Below are 21,173 nucleotides of genomic sequence, written 5' to 3' on the forward strand. Positions count from 1 at the left end.
GGACCCGGGCGGGCGCCGCACCGTGCGGCGGCGCCCCGGCGGGCGTACCGTGCGGTGGGCACGCAGGACGTCACACGGGGTGCCGCGCACGGCAGGCACCCGGGGGAGCACGCATGGCCATCGACCTCCGCAAGATCGAGCAGACCGCGCCCGCGCTGGTCGACCTCTACAAGCGTGCGGGCACCTCCCTGCGCAGACACGGCCTGGAGGGACAGCGGGCGGCGGTCTACCTGGTCGTCGACCACTCCGGCTCCATGCGCCCCTACTACCGGGACGGCAGCGTCCAGGCCCTGGCGGACCGGGTGCTGGGGCTCGCCGCGCACCTGGACGACGACGGGCGCGTCCCGGTCGTCTTCTTCTCCACCGGCGTCGACGCCGTCGCCGACATCGAACTCGCCGACCACCGGGGGCGGATCGGCCGGATCGCGGCGGGCCTGGGCCACATGGGCCGGACCAACTACCACGTGGCCATGGACACCGTCATCGACCACTACCTGGACAGCGGCACCACCGCCCCGGCGCTCGTCGTCTTCCAGACCGACGGCGGGCCCTCCGACCGGGCGCTCACGGAGAAGTACGTCTGCAAGGCGGCCCGGCTGCCGGTGTTCTGGCGGTTCGTGGGCTTCGGCGACCCCCGCAGCAGCCGGTTCGACTTCCTGCGCCGCCTCGACGAACTGCCCGTGCCACAGCGGCGGCCCGTCGACAACGCCGGCTTCTTCCACGCCGGGACGGACCCCCTCCGGGTCCCCGACGACGTCCTGTACGACCGGCTGGTGGAGGAACTCCCGTCCTGGCTCGCGGCCGCACGCGCCCGCGGCATCGCCCCCGGGACGGCCCCGGCGGCGGCCCCGGCGGCGCCGAATGGCAGCCTGGTCTCATGAGTTCCCTCGTGAGACATGTGACCGTCGACTGCGCCGACGCCTACGCGCTGGCCTCCTTCTGGTCCGCCGTCCTGGAAGCCCCCCTCGCCGACGACGACCGTCCCGGCGACCCGGAGGCTACCGTGCTGGCCCCCGGCGCCGGCCTCCTCTTCGTGACCGTTCCGGAGGGGAAGACCACCAAGAACCGGCTGCACCTCGACCTCCAGCCGCAGGACCGCACCCGCGACGAGGAGGTCGACCGCCTCCTCGCCCTCGGCGCGACCCTCGTCTCCGACCGGCGCCGCCCGGACGGCACCGGCTGGGCGGTCCTGGCCGACATCGAGGGCAACGAGTTCTGCGTCGAACGTAGCGCCGCCGAACGCGCGGCCTGACCCCGGGCGGCGCCCCCCGGTACGCCCCGTACCGGCGGGTCGCCGCCCGGTCCGGGGCGCCACGTCGGCACGCGGGGGCCGGGACCTCCCCACGACGGGCCGGAACACCGGGCGGATGCCGGGGCCGCCGTTCTCGTACAGCACCACGCGCCCGTCACCCGAGGCGATGGCGGACGGATCCACCGTGTCGTCCCGGGGCATCGGCTCCGGCCTGTCGAAACCGGGGCGGAGTACCGGCGACTCGCGGGGATCGGTGGACGACTCGATTCCCGTGTACCGGAGCCGTCGAAGGTGTCGCCGGGTTCCTCGCGGCAGGAGTCGCCGGTCGGCCGGTTCTCGACGGTGAGCGCATCAGGGCCTGGCTCCGGCTCTTCAGACCGGTGAGCACGGCCCGTGAACGCCTCGGTCAAGTGGTCCTCACCGGTGGCGGGCGTCGATGCGCGGTGCCAGCGGGGCCGCGACCCGCTGCGGGCAAGCCGTGGCTCACACCGCGCCGCACCACGGAGCACATGGAGGGCTCGGCGAACGTCGCGGGATCGAGGAGAAGGCCGCTCACGGCTGCGGACGGGTAGTGAATTCCGGAAACCCGTGGACCGGCGTCGTCCGGACAGCGCAGGGCGGGCCAACTCGATCGCGGCTCACCTGCGGTTCCGGGCGCCCTCCGTCCGACTGTAGGTCTCAGGAGCTCTCCCGCTCCTCCGGAGTCAGCACGAAGGTGCCCATGCCCTTCTCCGCTCGTGTCAGCCCCTCGGCGCGCACAGCCTCCATGGCCCGTTGAGCTGTGCTGTTGACGACTTCGAACTCCGCAGCGATCTGCACCACACTGGGGATCTTGCTGCCGGGCGGGTAGGTCCCATCCTTGATGCGCTGCGTGATCGCAGCGGCAATCTGCGGCCACATCGCACGCGTTCGATCGATTTTCACCCTTCCAAGCTCAGTGTACTTCGGTCTTCTCTGCATCCGAAGAGCACCTCAGTACACTTCGGTATACCGTGGAAGTGAAGTGCCCCGGCGACGCCGCGAACGTCCCGGGGCCGGCCGATCACACGAGGAGTGACCGACGTGCGAACTGTACTGGAACGACTTTTGAGCCCCTTCCTGCCTGCCTGCGGCCGACGCCGTGCGGGAGCCGCGCCCGTACCGCCCGAGCCCCGGCGCATCCCGTGGCCGACCGTCCAACCGTGCGCTGAGTTCCTTTGCGGGGAGGACGTTCAGCTCGTCCGCCCCTACCTGCTGGCCTGCGAGATGCGGCGCGGGCACGGGCGGTACGCCGCGGCGGTGCCGGCGGCGACGGGTGCCGACCACGGGGCGGCGGTGTCGGCGTGACCGAGTACCGGCGCATGCCCTGCCCGGGGGACGGGCGCGGCGGGTTCTGCCAGCCGGACGGGGTCGTGGCGGCGCTGAGCGACGCCCTGGAGGACGACCCGGTCGAATCGGCGGCCGTCGTCCTGGGGCCCGTACGGAGCGTGCCAGCCGGACCCCGACTCACCGCCGACGAGTCCTGGTTCATGCTGCGGCGGACGGCCGAGCGCCTGGCGGACGCGGTGAACGTCGCGGAGCTGAGGGGCGAACGGCTCGAGGCCGCGAAGCGGTAGCCGCCTCCACACCGCCGGATCCCTGCCCGGCGGCCGGTGGACGGCCCGGTCCGGCGGCCGGTGGACGGCCCGGCCCGGTGGCCGTCAGCGCCGGCGCGGCGTCGTCGACTCCAGGCGTCGCCGCGCCGCCCCGTCCCGTACGTGCTCCACGGCGGCCAGCGCCACCGCGTACGCCGGCCCGCCCGGGTCCTCCGTCGTCAGCAGCGCCTCCAGCGTCTCCACCGCCCGCTCGTCCTGCCGTACGGCCAGTCCCCGCGCCGCCTCCGCCGCGACCACCGGGTCCGGCGACCGGTCCTCCAGCCGGGCGGCCAGCGCGCCCCGCGCGGCGGGGGAGTCGTCGGGGGAGGAGGCCAGGGCGCGCACCGCCGCCGCCCGCACCGCCGCGTCCCCGTCGCGGGCCAGCGCCACCAGCGCGGCGACCCCCTCCCGGTGCCCCTCCGGCAGGAGACCGGTCACGGCCGCGGCGACCCCGCGCCGCACGCGCGCGTCCGGATGGACGGCGTGCCGCAGTACGTCCGGCAGCACCGACGCGTCGCCCAGCGCCCCCAGCGCCCGCACCACCGACAGGACCACCTCCGCCTCCCGCGCCTCCCGGGCCAGCTCCCGCAGCACCGGCACCGCCCGCGCGGCGAACGCCCCGGCCCGCCCGTCCGGGGCGGTGAGCCGGGCCAGCACGTCCGCGCCGAGCGCCTGCCGCAGCGGGTCGCCGTCCGCGCACCACGCGGCCGCCGCTTGGAACGTCCCCTCGTCCCCGCGCCGCCCCAGCACCTCCACCGCCCGCGTCCAGTCGTCCAGCGACGGGTCGCCGCACCGCAGCGCCCGCCCGGCCAGCTCCTCCGGCGGCGTGCGCTCGCCCAGCGCGGCCTCCAGCAGGGTGGCGATCGCCGCGTGCCCGGTCTGCCGCTCGCGCCCGGCGACCGGCCGGCCGTCCCGCAGGACCTCCACGACGACCGTCACCCCGCCGTCCTCCCGGACGCGCCGCACCACGGTCCGGACCCCCTCCCCGTACGTCTCCGCCAGCTCCTCCCGCACGGCGCGCTCCACGTCCCGGCCCAGCCACGCCCGGGCCTCCGCCAGCGCCTCCGCCCGCCCCGGCGCGCCGTGCTCCAGCAGCGCCCGCACCACCGGCACCGACCCGCGCCGCGCCGCCGCCACCAGCGGCGGCGCCCCGTCCGGTCCGGCGGCGCCCGGGTCGGCGCCGTACTCCAGCAGCGCCCGCGCCACACCGGCGTGCCCCTGGCGCGCCGCCCAGGCCAGCGCCGTGTACCCGAACTCCTCCGACTGGTCCGGCCACGCGCCCGCCGCCAGCAGCGCCCGCACCGTCGCCGTGCGGCCGTTGCACGCCGCGCCGCACAGCGGCAGGTCGCCGCCGCCCCCGCCGCTGCCCCGCCCCGGGTCGGCCCCGGCGGCCAGCAGCAGCCGCACGATCCCGGTGCGGCCGCCCACCGCGGCGGCGTACAGGACGGTGCCGCCGTCCTCCCCGGTCGCCTCGGCGGGCGCACCGGACCGGAGCAACCGCACCACGGCGTCGTCGTCACCCTCGTGGACGGCCTCGAACAGATCCTTGTGAACAGGGGCGGGCACCATCGTCATGTCCCGACCCTCACCCGCGCACCGCCCGCCCGCAAGCAAGCACGCGCCCGAACAGACCCCTCACGTGTCGCACTCCAGCACCGTGCGGCACAGCCCGCACCGCGCCCGCACCCGGCCCCGCACCGGCACCCGCACCCGCTGCCGGCACGTCGGGCACGGGAACGACACCCACACCCCGCCCGCGCCCGCGCCCCCGAAGGCGTACCCGGCCCCGGCCGGCGCGGCGGCGTCCGCGCGGCCCTCCGCGTACCGGCGGCGCTCCCTCGCGTACCGGCGTCGGCCCGCCCACCCCGCCGCCGCCAGCGGGGGCCGCCGCTCGTCGAGCAGCGCCTCCTCCCGGCCGCGCTCGTACGCCGTGTACGCCTGCGGGCTGGTGAACCACGGCGACGGGTCCTCGCCGAACACCCGCGCCCGCTTGGCCAGCACGTACCCGAACTCCTCCGGGGTGAGGTAGCCCAGCTTCTGGCTGGACACCGCGTCCTCCCGGTAGGCGTCCAGCAGCAGCCACCCGGCGCCCAGGTACGTGGCGGCGGTGTCGGTGAGGACCTCGTTGTCCCGCGTTCCGGGGAAGGCGAGGCCCAGGCGGTGCAGCAGCACATGGGTGATCTCGTGGGCGAGGGCCGCGCCGATGTCCCGACGGTGTGTCCGAAACCTGTCGTTCAGCTCGACGAAGTACTCCGGCCCCGCCGTCAGCTCGACGCTCGCCGCGTGCACCATCGGCCGGAAGGCCACGATCACCCGCGCCCGGGGGAGCCGCAGCTGCCGCACCAGCGCCCGGGCCACCCGGTCCGCGCCCAGGTGGAGGTCGTCGGCGTCGGCGAAGGCCACGTCGGCCGGGGCGACGCTGCCGGCGTACGCGTACAGGCCGTCGGGCGAGAGCCGCCGGTACAGCGCGGTGACCGCCGCCCGCACCGCGGCCAGGTGGGGGAAGCCGTGGACGACCCCGCCACCGGCTCCGCCCGTCCCCTCGTCCGCCACCTCCGGTACCCCCAAGCCCGACGCCGACCCTCCTCCCACGGTACGGCGGAGGGCGGTGGATGGCCGAAAAACGAGGCTTGCGCCCCGCGCGCGGACCTCCGGATAATCCCGTCCATGCTTTGACGGGCTCATGTCATCGAGGTGTATGGCCCGTGACGCGCAAGCCACCCCCCACGGAAGGCAAAAAATTGAAGAACACCCTGGTACGCGCCCTGAAGAGGTTCGCCGCAGCCGGCGCGGTCGTCCTCGCCGCGGTCAGCCTCCAGCCCACCTCCGCCTCCGCCGCCCCCGCCCCCATCGTCGGCGGCACACGCGTGGCCCAGGGCGAATTCCCCTGGATGGTCCGCCTCTCCATGGGATGCGGCGGCTCCCTGATCACCCCGCAGATCGTCCTCACCGCCGCCCACTGCGTCGACGGCTCCGGCTACAACACCAGCATCACCGCCACCGCCGGCGTGGTCGACCTCCAGAGCACCTCCGCGATCAGGGCCCGCTCCACCAGGGTCTACCGGGCCCCCGGCTACAGCGGCACCGGCAAGGACTGGGCGCTGATCAAGCTCGACAGGCCCATCAACCTCCCCACCCTCAACATCGCCACCACCACCGCCTACAACAGCGGCACCTTCACCATCGCCGGCTGGGGCGCCAACCGCGAAGGCGGCAGCCAGCAGCGCTACATGCTCAAGGCCCAGGTGCCCTTCATCTCCGACACCGTCTGCAGGCAGTCCTACGGCGAACTGGTCCCCTCCGAAGAGCTCTGCGCCGGTTACCCCAGCGGCGGCGTCGACAGCTGCCAGGGCGACTCCGGCGGCCCCATGTTCCGCCGCGACGCCAACGGCGCCTGGATCCAGGTCGGCATCGTCAGCTGGGGCCAGGGCTGCGCCCGGCCCAACTACCCCGGCGTCTACACCGAAGTCTCCACCTTCGCCTCCGCCATCAAGTCGGCGGCCGCCTCCCTGTGACCCCCTGACCCACCCCGCGCCACACCCCGACACGAGGCAGGTCCGCCACCACCGCGGACCTGCCTCTCGCCGTACCGCCCCACACCGCACCCCCGCCCCGGCACCCCGTCTAAGCTCGCGCCCATGAACACCGGCGACAAGCACGACACCGGCGAAACCGACGACCCCGTCACCGCCGAACTCACCCGCCTGCGCGAAAGCATCGACAACATCGACGCGGCCGTCGTCCACATGCTGGCCGAACGGTTCAAATGCACCCAGCAGGTCGGCCTCCTCAAAGCACGCCACCACCTACCGCCCGCCGACCCCCCACGCGAAGCCCGCCAGATCGCCCGCCTCCGCCAACTGGCCGAAACCGCCAACCTCGACCCCGCCTTCGCCGAGAAACTCCTCAACTTCATCATCGCCGAAGTCATCCGCCACCACGAACGCATCGCCGTCGCCCCACCACCACCCGCCACACCCGCACCACCGGCAACACCCACGACAGCACCCCCCGCCACCACACCCCCGACTGACCGTTACGACGGAACCCACTCCCCGTCACCGCCCCATCAGGCAGCATGGCCCCCATGCCCGTACTGACACGCGAAGAGGCGCAGACCCGAGCCCGGACCCTGGACGTCCACCACTACAGGATCGACCTCGACCTGACCACCGGCGACCAGACCTTCGACTCCACCACCGTCATCCAGTTCACCGCCCGCACCGCCGGCGACACCTTCGTCGACATCAAACCGGCCACCCTGCGCGGCGCCACCCTCGACGGGAAACCCCTCGATCCCGCCACCCTGGACGACAACCGCCTCCCCCTCACCGGCCTCACCGAAGGCCCCCACGAACTCCGCGTCGACGCCGCCATGCCCTACTCGCGAACCGGCGAAGGCATGCACCGCTTCACCGACCCCGCCGACGGCGAAACCTACACCTACACACAACTCTTCCTCGACGACGCACAACGCGTCATCGCCGCCTTCGACCAACCCGACCTCAAAGCCACCTTCGACGTCACCGTCACCGCCCCCCACAACTGGACCGTCCTCGCCAACAGCGTCACCACCCGCCGGAACGACGGCCGCTGGAAAGCCGCCACCACCCCCCGCATCCCCACCTACCTCCTCGCCGTCGCCGCCGGCCCCTGGCACTCCGTCCGCACCACCCACGCCGGCCTCCCCTTCGGCCTCCACTGCCGCCGCTCCCTCGCCCCCCACCTCGACACCGACGCCGCCGAAATCCTCGACACCACCCGGCGCTGCTTCGACCGCTACCACGAAAAATTCGACGAACCCTACCCCTTCGACTCCTACGACCAGGCTTTCGTCCCCGAATTCAACGCCGGCGCCATGGAAAACCCCGGCCTCGTCACCTTCCGCGACGAATACATCTTCCGCTCCGCCGTCACCACCACCGAACGCCAAACCCGCGCCGTCACCATCGCCCATGAAATGGCCCACATGTGGTTCGGCAACCTCGTCACCCTCACCTGGTGGGACGACATCTGGCTCAACGAGTCCTTCGCCGAATACATGGGCTACCAAATCGTCAACGAAGCCACCACCCGATACCCCGACACCTGGATCGACTACGGCATCACCCGCAAACCCTGGGGATACGACGCCGACCAGCGCCCCTCCACCCACGCCGTCGCCCCCCACCCCGACGCCGTCCCCGACACCGCCTCCGCCCTCCTCAACTTCGACGGCATCTCCTACGCAAAGGGTGCCTCCGCGATCCGCCAACTCGTCACCTGGATCGGCGAGAAAGACTTCCTCACCGGCATCAACACCCACTTCGCCCGCCACAAATTCGGCAACGCCACCCTCGCCGACCTCATCGACAACCTCACCACCGCCACCGACCGCGACGTCCACACCTGGGCCCACACCTGGCTCCGCACCACCGGCGTCGACACCCTCACCGCCGACATCACCACCGCCCCCGGCCAGTGGACCCTCACCCTCCACCGCCACGGCAACCGCCCCCACCGCACCACCATCGGCGCCTACGACCACGACATCGCCGACAAGCACACCCTCGTCCTACGCGAACGCCACGAAACGGACATCCCCCAGAACGCGCCCCACACCCGCCCCGGCCCCCGACCCGCACTCGTCCTCCCCAACGAACACGACCTCACCTACACCAAAGTCCGCCTCGACCCCACCTCCCTGAAAACCGCCCTCCACAGCATCTCCGGCACCCCCGACCCCCTCACCCGCGCAGTCCTCTGGAACACCCTGCGCGACATGGTCCGCGACGGCGACCTCCCCCCCACCGACTACCTCACCACCGCCCACCACCACCTCCCCCGGGAAACCGACGCCTCCCTCGTCGACAGCGTCCTCCACTTCGCCGTCCACCAGATCGCCGACCGCTACCTCCCCACCCGACAGCGCACCACCGCCCGCACCACCCTCACCGACATCACCCGCAACCTCATCCGCCGCACCGAAGACGGCGAAAACCCCGGTCTCCGCCTCACCGCCGTACGCCACTTCATCGACTGCACCGACCACACCGGCACCCTCCACAGCTGGCTCAACGACGACGCCGTCCCCGGAGGCCCCGACCTCGATCCCGAACTGCGCTGGCGCATCCTCCGGCGCCTCGCCGTGCTCGGCGCCACCGACGAAACCGCCATCACCGCCGAACTCCACCGCGACCCCAGCGCCACCGGCCAAGAAGGCGCCGCCCGCTGCCGCGCCGCCCTCCCCACCCCCGAAGCCAAGGCCACCGCCTGGCAACGGATGTTCCACGACGACACCCTCTCCAACTACCTCTTCACCGCCACCGCCGAAGGCTTCTGGCAACCCGAACACACCGACCTCCTCACCCCCTACACCACCCGCTACTACCCCGAAGCCGCCACCCTCGCCGCCCGCCGCGGCCCCGCCATCGCCACCGCCACCGGCCGCCAGGCCTTCCCCGGCTACACCGTCACCACCGAGAACCTCCGCCTCGGCGAGGAACACCTCACCACCACCGACCTCACCCCCGCACTCCGCCGCCAACTCGTCGACCGCCTCGACGACCTCCGCCGCGCCCTCCGCATCCGCCGAGCCTGACCCACCCCACACCCCGACCGACACACCCGCCACCAGAGCACCACCAGGACCCGCCACGGCAGGCACTCCCCTCAGGACCGCCCCCACGGCAGGCACCCCCCACCGCGCACACCCCCACGCGCGCGCCACCCCGACGAAGACGAGAGACACCACATGACCACCCCCCCGACCCCCCACATCACCGTCCGCGGCGAAGGCCACGTCGAAACCGCCCCCGACCTCGCCCGCATCGACATCACCCTCACCGCCCGCGGCACCGACCGCCACACCACCCTCACCGACCTCACCCAACGCAACACCACCGCCCTCAACCTCATCCGCAGCTACGGCTCCGCCATCGACACCCTCGAAACCAGCACCCTCACCCTCACCCCCGAACTCACCCCCCACAGCCGCAACGAACACATCCACACCCACCACGGAACCGTCCACCTCACCACGACCCTCACCGACTTCGCCCCCCTCGGTGAACTCATCACCCGCCTCGCCGCCCTCGACCTCACCCGGATCGACGGCCCCTGGTGGACCCTCCGCCCCACCTCACCCGCCCACACCCAGGCCCGCCGACAAGCCGTCGAAGACGCCGTCCACCGCGCCCGCGACTACGCCCACGCCCTCGGCACCGAACTCGACGCCCTCCTCCAACTCGACGACACCGCCCCCGACCACCCCCTCTTCCCAAGCCCCACCCTCCGCACGGCCCACGCCACCGAAAGCACCCAGACCCCCCCGCCCCTCGACCTCCAACCACAACGCCAAACCGCCACCGCCCACATCACCGCCCGCTTCACGCTCCACCCGCCCACCCTCCGGAGCGCCGAACACCAGCCACCCGGACACCCCACCACCGCAAACCGGTAGCCGGCCCCACCCCCCACGGACCACCATGCACCACATGAACGACCACCCCACACGATGGACCCAGGCAACCGTCCACCCCGACATGTGGACCGACCCGGACCAGGACCCCCGCAACACCCACCACCCCGGCCCTGACGGCGAACTCCCCACCCTCCAGGGCTTCCTCGGGGACTACCGCCTCACCCTCCGCATGAAATGCGAAGGACTCGACCCCAAACAGCTCGCCCGCCGATCGGTCCCCCCGTCCACGATGTCCCTCCTCGGCCTGATCCGGCACCTCGCCGAAGTGGAACGCGACTGGCGCAACTGGATCAGCGACGGCGACCCGCTCCCCAAGCTCTACGGCGAACGCGACGCCGACTTCGACGAAGCCACCGCCGACCGGACCACGGTCGACACCGCCTACGCCGACCTGGAGAAGGAACAAGCCGCCACCGACGCCGCCCTCGCCAACCACCCCGACCCGGCCGAACGCCTCGGAAAGAACGCGATCCCCGTCCGGGAACTGATGGTGCACAGGATCGAGGAGTACGCCCGCCACTGCGGACACGCCGACCTGCTGCGCGAACGCATCGACGGAAGAGTCGGCCAGTGACGACCGGCACGACCCCGCACCACGGCCCGCCGGCCACCCCGCACGACGCCACCGGCCCCGCACGAGGACCGACACGAACGAAGACCCCGGACCGCCACGGACGACGGAACGGGCGAGAACCCCGACCGGACCAGCGGCCCCGGCCCGGACCCGCGCACCGGACACCTCGAACGGACCCGGCACCTCCCCCGGCGCCCCGCCCCCACACGGGCGCCGGTCAACGCGACCGACGCCCTCCGGGCCACCGAGAACGTGTACGGACCACCGTCACCCGTGCAGTGCGTCCACCATCCCGTGGCAACCGGTACGCTGCGCCCCGGTGAGGCCGGCACCCGGCACTACGCGCTGCATCGCATCCCCGCACGCCTCGATCGGTCCCGGCCAGGCGCCCGTGCACCACACGGACGGGCACGGTGCGCTCGTGGGGCGGCTCCGGGCGAGGTGGCCACCGCCCGGGCAGCGCCCCAAGAGGTGGGCATGGGCTTCCCCGCCGACCGGTGTGCCGTGCACCTGGAGCAGCGGGAGGCGTCGCGGCCAGGGCACTCGCCGGGCTTCGCACGGTCCACGTGGCGCCGGTAGCCGACCGTGCCGGCGGGTACTCCGGGGAGCCGAGCGACTTCCGCGTTCTTCACGCCTCCGCGCAGCGATGGTGATCGCACGCTGCCGTACTTCTGTTCCGTGAACGTGTACGGCACTACGCTGCGAGAGCGGCCGTGGCCGGATGTAGTACGTGGAAGGAGACCCACGAGAGCGTGAGGTTCCGCCTCCCGTGAGTGCCGGGTGCGGGACTTGAACCCGCACGCCCTTTCGGGCAATCGCTTTTGAGGCGATCATGTCTGCCGATTCCATCAACCCGGCTCACGTGCTGCGAAGGAGTGTATCGGGTCCCCCGGGTCGCCGCAGCTGGGTACGCTCGTGCGGAGCCGTACCCGTGCCGCGCCCGTACTGAGGAGCCTCCGTGACCGCCCCTGAGTCGCCCCAGCCCGTCGCCGACGACCAGTCGCACGTCCCGCCGGCGACGACCCGCGTCGTCATCGCCGAGGACGAGGCGCTCATCCGCCTCGATCTGAAGGAGATGCTCGAGGAGGAGGGGTACACGGTCGTCGGCGAGGCGGCCGACGGGGCCCGGGCCGTGGAGTTGGCGCGCGAGCACCGTCCGGATCTCGTGATCTTGGATGTGAAGATGCCGGTGCTGGACGGCATCTCGGCCGCGGAGAGGATCGCGGGGGAGTCGATCGCTCCGGTGCTGATGTTGACCGCGTTCTCGCAGCGGGAGCTGGTGGAGCGGGCGCGGGACGCGGGTGCGATGGCGTATCTGGTGAAGCCGTTCGGCAAGAGTGATGTGGTTCCGGCGATCGAGATGGCGGTGTCGCGGTTCGCGGAGTTGCGGGCGCTGGAGCGGGAGGTGGTGGATCTGGCGCAGCGTTTGGAGACGCGGAAGTTGGTGGACCGGGCGAAGGGGGTGTTGCAGTCGCGGTACGGGCTGGGGGAGCCGGCGGCGTTTCGGTGGATCCAGAAGACGTCGATGGATCGGCGTATGTCGATGCGGGAGGTGGCTGAGGCGGTGTTGGAGGATGCCGAGGAGAGGTGGGGCGGTCGGGGATAGGGGCTGGCCGGTGATCGGTTCGGGGGGTTTTTGCGTTTGAGGTGAATTGTGGGGGGTGCCCTCGGTTCGGCGCTTCTTCCTTTGGGGGGAGGAGTGCTGGGACGGGGGCTTTTTGTGGTGTTGTGCGAGGGTTCGATGGGTGTGTTTTCGAGTGCTTTGCGGTGATGTATGGGGGTGGGGTGCGGGGTGGGGGTGTTCGTTGGCTGGTAAGGGGTGTTCTGTTTTCGGCGCATGACGCAGGTCACAGGGGGATCACACATCCTGCGGCCGTCTATCCGATGAGCTGAACGGGCGATTACATTCCCGGCACGCCGTGGGGACAAGCGGTGGGTTGTGAGGAGGTTCCTCGAACTTCCTGCGCGTTCAAGATCGTTCGGTCGGCTCCTGGGAGTGCGTTGTGCTGAACAAGACTGTCGTCAGGTTTGCGGTTCCGCTGGTTGCGGGTGCTTTGGCGTTGACCGGGTGCGGCGACTCGGGCGGTGGTGACGGAACCGTCAAGATCGCTTTCCAGGGGCCGTTGTCGGGTGACAACGTGGCTCTGGGGGAGAACATGCAGAACGGCGTGAAGCTGGCGATCGACCAGGCGAATGCCAAGGGCGACCTCGGTTTCACGTTGGAGTACGTCGCTTCGGACGACCAGGGTCTGCCGGACAAGGCGACCGCGGCCGCGCAGAAGGTGATCGACGACGAGAGCGTCGTGGCGGTGGTGGGTCCTGCTTTCTCGGGTCCTACGAACACGGCTTCGCCGTTGTACGCGGAGGCGGGGCTGGTCACGGTGTCGCCGTCGGCGACCAATCCGTCGCTGACGGATCCGAAGAACAATTTCACGAGTCTGCTGCGGGGTGTTCCGAACGACAGCCAGCAGGGCGCGGGGATGGCGACCTACTACGCCAAGAAGCTGAAGGCGAAGAAGGTCTATGTCGTGGACGACAAGACGGACTACGGGGTGGGTCTGGCGGGAGTGGCCGAGAGGGATCTGAAGGCCGCGGGCGTCCAGGTGGTCCGCAAGTCGGTTCCGCAGAAGACGCCGGATTACAGTGCCACGGCGAAGGACGTGGTCAACTCGAAGGCCGACGCGCTGGTCTACGCGGGGTACTACCAGGACGCCGCGCCGCTCGCGAAGAAGTTGAAGGAGGCGGGTTACCAGGGCGCGGCGATCTCCGGCGACGGTACGAACGACGTGAAGTTCGTGGAGTTGGCGGGCGGTGCGTCGGAGAACTGGTTCCTGACGTGCCCGTGCACCGACGCGACGGTCGAGGCGGGTACGAAGCAGTTCTCGACGGACTACCAGAAGGCGTTCAAGCGGGCGCCGGGCACGTATTCGGCGGAGGCGTACGACATCGCGAACATGATCATCGGGGAGATCAAGGCGGCGAAGGGCGAGGTGGATCGCGAGGCGCTGCGGGATGCTCTGGCGAAGGCCTCGTACAAGGGGCTGACGAAGACGTTCTCCTTCGACGAGAACGGTGAGTTCAAGGGCACCGATGTGTACCTGTACCAGGTGAAGGGCGGAAAGATCGCCTATCAGGGCAACATCAACCAGTTGGCGGGCTGAGCCCGCCGGCGGGGTCGGGGCCTGGTGGCGGGGGCCGGGGGAGTTGGTCTTCCGGCCCCTGTTGGACGGCGGGGCCTTTCGGGTGGTCCTCGTCGTGTGTGATCCGCTTGTTCTGCCGCGGGCCGTGGCCGTGTGACGGGTGTCCCGGTCCTGCCCGGTTCTTCTAAGGAAGTCTGTTCCATGTCCCTTCAGGATTTCTGGGACTATCTTGTCCTGGGTGTGATGCTCGGCTCGTTGTACGCCGTCATCGCGATCGGTTACACGCTGGTGTACGGCGTTCTCCAGTTGATCAATTTCGCGCACAGCGAGGTGTTCATGCTGGGGGCGTACGGGAGTCTCATCGTCCTTCAGCTGCTGGATCCGGGCGACAACCCTTCTGCTTGGGCGTCGATCGGTTTCGTGGCTCTGGCGATGGCGGGTTCGGCGCTGTTCGGCGGGGTTACGGCGTACGGCCTGGAGAAGGTGGCGTATCGGCCTCTGCGGCGACGTGGTGCTCCTCGGCTGATTTTTCTGATCACGGCGATCGGGGCGTCGTTCTTCCTGTACAACCTGGCGGGCAAGCTGTTCGGGCGTGATCCGCTGACGTTGCCGGAGATGTACGACAACCACGACGTGTTCAGTGTTCTCGGTGCGGGTGTGAACGTCACGCAGCTGCTGCAGTTCCTGACCGCCGTGGTGATGATGGTGGGTTTGGACCTCCTGGTGAACCGGACGAAGTTGGGGAGGGGCATCCGGGCGGTGGCGCAGGATGCCGAGGTGGCTTCGTTGATGGGCGTGGACATCGACCGGGTGATCTCGCGGACGTTCGTGATCGGCGGTGTGCTCGGCGGTGTGGCCGGGTTCTTGTTCGCGAATCTGAACCAGGTGTCCTACACGATGGGGTTCATTCCGGGTATCACGGCGTTCGCGGCGGCTGTGGTGGGTGGTATCGGCAACATTCGCGGTGCGATGGCGGGTGGGGTGCTGATCGGTGTCGTGGAGACGATGACGGTGCCGTTGTTCGGTGACGAGTGGCGGAGTGTCTCGGCGATGGTGGTCCTGATTCTGGTGCTGATGTTCCGTCCGATGGGCATCCTCGGTAGGCAAGTGGGGAGGGCGGCATGAGTTCGGTGGGGTCTTCCGTGAGGGATGTGGCGTCCGAGGCGAGCAGGTTGCGGCGTACGGCGTGGTATCAGCGGCCGCGGTTCACGCGGTTGTGGTCGGTGTTGGCACTGGGTGTGCTGTTGGCGTTGGTGACGGGTGAGCAGGGCACCACGCGGGACGTGTTCTTCTCGATCGAGGGATCGTTGACGGGGTCTCACCTGTGGGTGTGCCTGGCGTTGACGGTGGGTGTGTGGGCGTTGCGGGAGTTCGCGGCGGCGCCGTTGAGGGGGGCCGCGGTTCGGGTCGGGGCTGTGGTGGGCCGGCCCGGGGGCGTGGTGCGTGAGCGGATGCAGGGTGATCCGCGGTTGCGCTGGGGTCTGGTGGGGTTGGCGTTGGTGCTGGCTCTGGTGGTGCCGTCGGTGTTGTCGCGGACGTGGCAGACGGTGTTGGTGGACCAGGTGGCGATCTTCGCGTTGCTGGCGATCGGTCTGAACGTGGTGATCGGCTGGGCGGGTCTGCTGGATCTGGGTTTCTTCGCCTTCTTCGCGGTGGGGGCGTACTCGACGGCGTTCTGGACGGGACGTCTGCCGGTCGAGCCGCCGGTGGTGCTGAATCCTTTCTGGGTGATTCCGATCGCGGTGGTGACGTGTCTGGTCACGGGCCTGCTGCTGGGTGCGCCGACGTTGCGGTTGCGGGGTGACTACCTGGCGATCGTGACGTTGGGTTTCCACGAGATCATCTACCTGGTGGCGAAGAACGCGGACGGGGTGACGGGTGGTCCGCAGGGTGCCCGGTTGATTCCGGACTTCTCGTTCGACTTCGCGGGTGTCGCGTACACGTGGTCGATCAAGCCGTTGCCGTACTGGTATCTGCTGGTGTTCTTCATCGTGCTGGTGATCGTGCTGTTCTCCCGGCTGGAGCACTCGCGGGTGGGCCGGGCGTGGACGGCGATCCGGGAGGACGAGATCGCGGCGGCGGCGAACGGCGTGGACACGGTGCGGTTCAAGCTGATGGCGTTCGCGATCGGCGCGTCGACGTCGGGCGTGGCCGGGGTGATCTTCACGAGCAAGTACGGCTACATCAATCCCGAGGTGTTCCCGCTGCTGCAGTCGATCCTGATCCTGGCGTACGTGATCTTCGGTGGGATGGGGTCGATCCCGGGTGTGCTGATGGGTGCGGCGGCGTTGGTGTGGTTGCCGGAGGCGTTGAAGGACTACGTGGATCCGTCGGATCGGTACATGTACCTGGGCGCGCTGCTTGTGATCATGATGATTTACCGGCCTCAGGGGATCTGGCCTTCGCGTCGTCGTCAGCGGGAGCTGGGGATGGCGGAGGAGGGTTCCGGTGGCGCGGATGCGGTGTCCGAGCCGGCGGGAGGCAAGGTCTGATGAGTGCTGAAGTGACGGGCGTGTCCACCGGGGAGCTGGTGCTCCGGGTGACGGGTGTGACGTTGCGGTTCGGCGGGTTGACGGTCCTCGACGGGGTGGACATGTCGATGCGCCGGGGTGAGGTGCTGGCGGTGATCGGCCCGAACGGTGCGGGGAAGACGTCGTTCTTCAATTCGCTGACGGGCGCGTACACGCCGCAGGAGGGGAGGATCGTCTTCCTGCCGAAGGAGGGGGGCGAGAAGTCGCTGCTGGGTCGTAAGCCGCATCTGGTGAACCGGGCGGGGCTGGCCCGTACGTTCCAGAACATCCGGTTGTTCTCGGCGCTGACGGCGTTGGAGAACGTGAAGATCGCGGCGGAGACGCGGCTGAAGGCGGGGCCGGTGTCGATCATGCTGGGGTTGCCCGGTGCGCGGCGTGCGGAGCGGGAGAGCGACGAGCGGGCGCACCGGTTGCTGAGGTTCGTCGGTCTGGAGGGCAGGCTCAACGAGATCGCCGGCGGCCTGAGCTACGGCGATCAGCGGAGTCTGGAGATCGCCCGGGCGCTGGCGACGGATCCGCAGGTGCTGCTGCTGGACGAGCCGGCGGCGGGGACGAACCCGACCGAGAAGCTGGAGTTGGAGCGGTTGATCCGCCGTATCAACGCCGAGTTGGGCGTGAGCGTGCTGTTGATCGAGCACGACATGCGGTTGGTGATGTCGGTTGCGGACCGGGTGATGGTGCTGAACTTCGGCAGGAAGATCGCCGAGGGTACGCCGGGTGAGGTGCAGCGGCACCCGGCGGTGGTGGAGGCGTACCTGGGCGCGTCGGAGGAGGGCGCGGGGGCGGTCCGCGGTGCGGTCGGGGCGGGTTCCGGCGCGGTGCCGGGGGACGCCGGTGAGGGCGGCGCGGGCCGTGCGGCGCGGAGTGACGAGGGGAGCGGCCAGTGAGCACGACGGCGCGGGTGGAGGAGGGTTCCGGTGGCGCCGGGGCCGTGGGGGTCCCGCTGCTCGAACTGAGGGGCGTGCGGGTGTTCTACGGTGCCATCGAGGCGCTGAAGGGCATCGACCTGACGGTCGGCAGCGGTGAGATCGTCGCCCTTCTGGGCGGTAACGGCGCGGGGAAGACGACCACGCTCCGCACGGTCTCCGGGATGCTCCGGCCGCGTCACGGGGAGGTGCTGCTGCGCGGTGAGCGGATCGACGGGATCAAGTCGCACGAGCTGGTCCGCTTCGGTGTCGGGCACGTGCCCGAGGGCCGGCGGGTGTTCGCGACGATGACGGTGCTGGAGAACCTGGAGATGGGCGCCTACCGGTTCCCGTCGGTGGATTCCGGCGATCTGGACCGGGTGTTCACGCTCTTCCCGCGGCTCGCCGAGCGCCGTTCGCAGCAGGCGGGCACCTTGTCGGGGGTGAGCAGCAGATGCTGGCGATCGGCCGGGCGCTGATGGGCCGGCCGGAGCTGCTGCTGCTGGACGAGCCGTCGATGGGGCTGGCGCCGCTGATCGTCCGGCAGATCTTCGAGATCGTCCGGGAGATCAACGACCAGGGGACGACGGTGCTGCTGGTGGAGCAGAACGCCACGCAGGCCCTGGGGCTGGCGGATCGGGGCTACGTCCTGGAGACGGGTTCGGTGGCGATGTCCGGTCCGGCGGGCGAGCTGCTGGCGGACGGCCGGATCCGCGCGGCGTACCTGGGTGAGGGCGCGGCCTGATCGGCGGGGGCGTGCGGCGGCGGAGCGCCGGGCACCCCGGGGCGGGGGTCCGGCGCTCCTCGCCGCCGGTCAGGCGGTGGCGGGGACGTTCCCGGCGTCCTTCGGGGTGGCCTCGCGCAGCATGCAGGTGAGACGGGCGGTGCAGACGCGCTTGTCCTGGTCGTCGGTGATGGCGATCTCGTAGGTGGCGGTGGAGCGGCCGCGGTGGACGGGGGTGGCGACGCCGGTGACGAGGCCGGAGCGGACGCCGCGGTGGTGGGTGCAGTTCAGGTCGACGCCCACGGCGATCTTCCGGGAGCCGCCGTGGAGCATCGCGCCGACGGAGCCGAGCGTCTCGGCGAGGACGGCGGAGGCCCCGCCGTGGAGGAGGCCGTAGGGCTGGGTGTTGCCCTCGACGGGCAGGGTGCCGACGACGCGGTCGGCGGAGGCCTCGACGATCTGCAGGCCCATGCGGTTGCCGAGGTGGCCTGCGGAGAACAGGGCGGGCAGGTCGACGCCGAGGGCGGCGTACTCGTCGATGACCTCTTGCGGGAACATGGGTGCGGTCTGCTCGCCCATGGGGTCCGAACTCCGTTCGTCGTCGTACGGCTGTCCTGGTGTGCTGCCGAGCGGAACGCTCAGTCGGCCGGTGATTGTTCCAGACGGACGATCACGGACTTGCTGGCGGGGGTGTTGCTGACGTCGGCGGTGGCGTCCAGGGGCACGAGGACGTTGGTCTCGGGGTAGTAGGCGGCGGCGCAGCCGCGCGCGGTGGGGTAGTGGACGACCCGGAACCGGGGGGCGCGGCGTTCGACGCCGTCGGCCCACTCGCCGACCAGGTCGGCGTAGGAGCCGTCGGCGAGGCCCTGTTCGCGGGCGTCGTCAGGGTGGACGAGGACGACGCGGCGGCCTCCCTCGATGCCGCGGTAGCGGTCGTCGAGGCCGTAGACGGTGGTGTTGTACTGGTCGTGGGAGCGCAGTGTCTGCAGCAGCAGCCGCCCTTCGGGCACGCGGGGGTACTCGACGGGGGCGGCGGTGAAGTTGGCCTTGCCGGTGGCGGTGGGGAAGCGCCGTTCGTCGCGCGGGGCGTGGGGGAGGGCGAAGCCGCCGGGGTCGGCGGCGAGGCGGGCGTTGAAGTCCTCGAAGCCGGGGATCACGCGTGCGATGCGGTCGCGGACGGCGGCGTAGTCCTTCTCGAACTCCTCCCACGGTGTGGCGGAGGAGGGGCCGAGGACGGCGCGGGCCATGCGGGCGACGATGGCCGGTTCGGACAGCAGGTGGGGGCTGGCCGGCGGGAGGTTGCCGCGGGAGGCGTGGACGAGGCCCATGGAGTCCTCGACGGTGACGAACTGCCGGCCCGAGGCCTGTACGTCCCGGTCGGTGCGGCCGAGGGTGGGCAGGATGAGCGCGCGCGTGCCGGTGACGGCGTGGGAGCGGTTGAGCTTGGTGGAGACGTGCACGGTGAGCCGGGCGCGGCGCATCGCGGCCTCCGTGACGTGGGTGTCGGGGCTCGCGGCGACGAAGTTGCCGCCCATCGCGAAGAAGACCTTCGCGCGGCCGTCGCGCAGGGCCCGGATGGAGCGGACGACGTCGTACCCGTGGTGGCGGGGCGAGGTGATGCCGAACTCCCGGTCGAGGGCGTCGAGGAACGCCTCCGAGGGCCGTTCGAAGATACCCATGGTGCGGTCGCCCTGGACGTTGGAGTGGCCGCGGACGGGGCAGACGCCGGCGCCGGGGCGGCCGATGGCGCCGCGCAGGAGGAGGAGGTTGACGATCTCCCGGATGGTGGCCACGGAGTGCTTGTGCTGGGTGAGGCCCATCGCCCAGCAGACGACGGTGCGGCGGGAGGCGAGGATCATGCGCAGGGCGCGTTCGATCTCGTCGCGGGTCAGTCCGGTCGCGGTGAGCGTCTCGTCCCAGTCGGCGGCGCGGGCCGCGGCGGCGAACTCCTCGAAGCCGTGGGTGTGGGTCCGGACGAACTCCTCGTCGACGGCGCCCCGGGTGTCCAGGAGGAGTTTGTTGAGGAGGCGGAACAGGGCCTGGTCGCCTCCGATGCGGATCTGCAGGAACAGGTCGGTGAGGGCCGTGCCCTTCAGCAGGCCCCTGGGGGTCTGCGGGTTCTTGAACCGCTCCAGGCCGGCCTCGGGCAGCGGGTTCACCGAGATGATCCTCGCGCCGGCCTGCTTGGCCTTCTCCAGCGCGGTCAGCATCCGCGGGTGGTTGGTGCCCGGGTTCTGACCGGCGACGATGATCAGGTCGGCCCGGTGGAGGTCGTCGAGGGAGACGCTGCCCTTGCCGACGCCGATGGTCTCGGTGAGTGCGGAGCCGGACGACTCGTGGCACATGTTGGAGCAGTCCGGCAGGTTGTTCGTGCCGTACTCGCGTGCGAAGAGCTGGAGCAGGAACGCGGCCTCGTTGCTGGTCCGGCCGGAGGTGTAGAACAGCGCCTCGTCGGGGGAGTCCAGCGCGGCGAGTTCCTCCGCGATGATCGAGAACGCCTGCTCCCAGCCGATCGGCTCGTAGCGGTCGCCGCCCTCCGGCAGGTACACCGGGTGGGTGATGCGGCCCTGCTGGCCCAGCCAGTAGCCGCTGCGGCCGGCGAGGTCGGACAGCGGGTGCGCGGCGAAGAACTCCGGGGTGACCCGGCGCAGCGTGGCCTCCTCGGCGACGGCCTTGGCGCCGTTCTCGCAGAACTCCGCGGTGTGCCGCCCGTCGCCCTCGGGCCAGGCGCAGCCGGGGCAGTCGAAGCCGTCCTTCTGGTTGACCTTGAGGAGGGTGCGGGCCGTGCGGGCCAGTCCCATCTGCGCGTGGGAGGCGCGCAGGCCGTGGACGACGCCGGGGAGGCCCGCGGCGGAGTGCCGGGCGGCCGTCACGCGCGGGGCGTCCTGGGCGGGATCCTCCGCGGGCGGTCTGCTGGCCATGGCGCACTCCCTCGTCTCGTCGTACGTGTGTACGCGGGTACACCTCCGATC

At 71.0% G+C, this 21,173-nt stretch carries 18 protein-coding genes, 1 tRNA gene and 1 pseudogene; 14 read left to right on the forward strand and 6 right to left on the reverse strand.

The window, feature by feature from the left end; translation table 11 throughout:
- The first annotated feature begins 113 nt into the window (after window positions 1-113).
- Together LUW75_RS19215 and LUW75_RS19220 are read left to right on the forward strand one after the other, a co-directional pair.
- Window positions 114-881, forward strand: coding sequence for a VWA domain-containing protein (locus LUW75_RS19215; protein WP_250336727.1), 768 nt, complete (start codon window positions 114-116; stop codon window positions 879-881).
- Window positions 878-1,252: a VOC family protein gene (locus tag LUW75_RS19220; RefSeq protein WP_250336728.1), complete on the forward strand. Its 375-nt coding sequence runs from the start codon at window positions 878-880 to the stop codon at window positions 1,250-1,252. Before LUW75_RS19215 ends, LUW75_RS19220 begins: the two co-directional genes overlap by 4 nt.
- A 678-nt stretch (window positions 1,253-1,930) precedes the next feature.
- Here the strand turns inward: LUW75_RS19220 and LUW75_RS19225 are convergent.
- The gene (locus LUW75_RS19225) at window positions 1,931-2,176 is read right to left on the reverse strand and encodes a winged helix-turn-helix domain-containing protein (RefSeq protein WP_250336729.1); all 246 of its coding nucleotides are present in this window, start codon (window positions 2,174-2,176) and stop codon (window positions 1,931-1,933) included.
- Between the two features lie 398 nt (window positions 2,177-2,574).
- On the opposite strand from LUW75_RS19225, the gene LUW75_RS19230 reads away from it, so the two are divergent.
- Window positions 2,575-2,847 carry a hypothetical protein gene (locus tag LUW75_RS19230; protein ID WP_250336730.1) on the forward strand — a complete coding sequence of 91 codons (273 nt, stop codon included), beginning with the start codon at window positions 2,575-2,577 and terminating at the stop codon, window positions 2,845-2,847.
- An 84-nt stretch (window positions 2,848-2,931) separates the two neighbouring features.
- Here the strand turns inward: LUW75_RS19230 and LUW75_RS19235 are convergent, their stop codons facing one another.
- Together LUW75_RS19235 and LUW75_RS19245 are read right to left on the reverse strand one after the other, a co-directional pair.
- A complete protein-coding gene (locus LUW75_RS19235; RefSeq protein WP_284453848.1) occupies window positions 2,932-4,440 on the reverse strand; it encodes an ankyrin repeat domain-containing protein in 1,509 nt (502 codons plus the stop codon).
- 60 nt (window positions 4,441-4,500) lie between these two features.
- A complete protein-coding gene (locus LUW75_RS19245; protein ID WP_250336731.1) occupies window positions 4,501-5,433 on the reverse strand; it encodes a hypothetical protein in 933 nt (310 codons plus the stop codon).
- A 173-nt stretch (window positions 5,434-5,606) separates the two neighbouring features.
- Here LUW75_RS19245 and LUW75_RS19250 point away from each other — a divergent pair, with 173 nt between their 5' ends.
- The 5 genes from LUW75_RS19250 (at window position 5,607) to LUW75_RS19270 (ending at window position 10,901) form a co-directional block, all read left to right on the forward strand.
- The gene (locus LUW75_RS19250; protein ID WP_250336732.1) at window positions 5,607-6,380 is read left to right on the forward strand and encodes a S1 family peptidase; all 774 of its coding nucleotides are present in this window, start codon (window positions 5,607-5,609) and stop codon (window positions 6,378-6,380) included.
- Between the two features lie 123 nt (window positions 6,381-6,503).
- Window positions 6,504-6,965: a chorismate mutase gene (locus LUW75_RS19255; RefSeq protein WP_250336733.1), complete on the forward strand. Its 462-nt coding sequence runs from the start codon at window positions 6,504-6,506 to the stop codon at window positions 6,963-6,965.
- Window positions 6,944-9,445, forward strand: a complete 2,502-nt coding sequence (pepN, locus tag LUW75_RS19260; RefSeq protein ID WP_250336734.1) for an aminopeptidase N — start codon at window positions 6,944-6,946, stop codon at window positions 9,443-9,445. Before LUW75_RS19255 ends, pepN begins: the two co-directional genes overlap by 22 nt.
- Window positions 9,446-9,598: 153 nt before the next feature.
- Window positions 9,599-10,306, forward strand: a complete 708-nt coding sequence (locus LUW75_RS19265) for an SIMPL domain-containing protein (RefSeq protein ID WP_250336735.1) — start codon at window positions 9,599-9,601, stop codon at window positions 10,304-10,306.
- Window positions 10,307-10,340: 34 nt separating this feature from the next.
- Complete coding sequence (locus tag LUW75_RS19270) at window positions 10,341-10,901, forward strand: DinB family protein (RefSeq protein ID WP_250336736.1); 561 nt, start codon at window positions 10,341-10,343, stop codon at window positions 10,899-10,901.
- Between the two features lie 774 nt (window positions 10,902-11,675).
- Here the strand turns inward: LUW75_RS19270 and LUW75_RS19275 are convergent.
- Window positions 11,676-11,759 (reverse strand) — tRNA-Leu (locus tag LUW75_RS19275).
- Window positions 11,760-11,859: 100 nt separating this feature from the next.
- Between LUW75_RS19275 and LUW75_RS19280 the strand changes: the two genes are divergently transcribed.
- The 6 genes and pseudogenes from LUW75_RS19280 to LUW75_RS19305 all read left to right on the forward strand — a co-directional run bounded on the left by LUW75_RS19280 (window position 11,860) and on the right by LUW75_RS19305 (window position 18,222).
- A complete protein-coding gene (locus LUW75_RS19280; protein WP_250336737.1) occupies window positions 11,860-12,507 on the forward strand; it encodes an ANTAR domain-containing response regulator in 648 nt (215 codons plus the stop codon).
- A gap of 397 nt (window positions 12,508-12,904) precedes the next feature.
- Window positions 12,905-14,062 (forward strand): branched-chain amino acid ABC transporter substrate-binding protein, encoded by a 1,158-nt coding sequence (locus LUW75_RS19285; RefSeq protein WP_250336738.1) that lies wholly within the window; start codon window positions 12,905-12,907, stop codon window positions 14,060-14,062.
- Between the two features lie 180 nt (window positions 14,063-14,242).
- Window positions 14,243-15,166 (forward strand): branched-chain amino acid ABC transporter permease, encoded by a 924-nt coding sequence (locus tag LUW75_RS19290; RefSeq protein ID WP_250336739.1) that lies wholly within the window; start codon window positions 14,243-14,245, stop codon window positions 15,164-15,166.
- A complete protein-coding gene (locus LUW75_RS19295) occupies window positions 15,163-16,533 on the forward strand; it encodes a branched-chain amino acid ABC transporter permease (protein WP_250336740.1) in 1,371 nt (456 codons plus the stop codon). Before LUW75_RS19290 ends, LUW75_RS19295 begins: the two co-directional genes overlap by 4 nt.
- Complete coding sequence (locus LUW75_RS19300; RefSeq protein ID WP_250336741.1) at window positions 16,533-17,459, forward strand: ABC transporter ATP-binding protein; 927 nt, start codon at window positions 16,533-16,535, stop codon at window positions 17,457-17,459. Before LUW75_RS19295 ends, LUW75_RS19300 begins: the two co-directional genes overlap by 1 nt.
- A gap of 80 nt (window positions 17,460-17,539) precedes the next feature.
- Window positions 17,540-18,222, forward strand: a pseudogene (locus tag LUW75_RS19305) (ABC transporter ATP-binding protein).
- Window positions 18,223-18,291: 69 nt separating this feature from the next.
- Here the strand turns inward: LUW75_RS19305 and LUW75_RS19310 are convergent.
- Window positions 18,292-18,780 (reverse strand): PaaI family thioesterase, encoded by a 489-nt coding sequence (locus tag LUW75_RS19310; protein WP_250336742.1) that lies wholly within the window; start codon window positions 18,778-18,780, stop codon window positions 18,292-18,294.
- 59 nt (window positions 18,781-18,839) lie between these two features.
- The gene (locus LUW75_RS19315; RefSeq protein ID WP_250336743.1) at window positions 18,840-21,122 is read right to left on the reverse strand and encodes an FdhF/YdeP family oxidoreductase; all 2,283 of its coding nucleotides are present in this window, start codon (window positions 21,120-21,122) and stop codon (window positions 18,840-18,842) included.
- Between the last annotated feature and the right edge of the window lie 51 nt (window positions 21,123-21,173).

Source organism: Streptomyces sp. MRC013, from assembly GCF_023614235.1.
Taxonomy (GTDB): Bacteria; Actinomycetota; Actinomycetes; order Streptomycetales; family Streptomycetaceae; genus Streptomyces.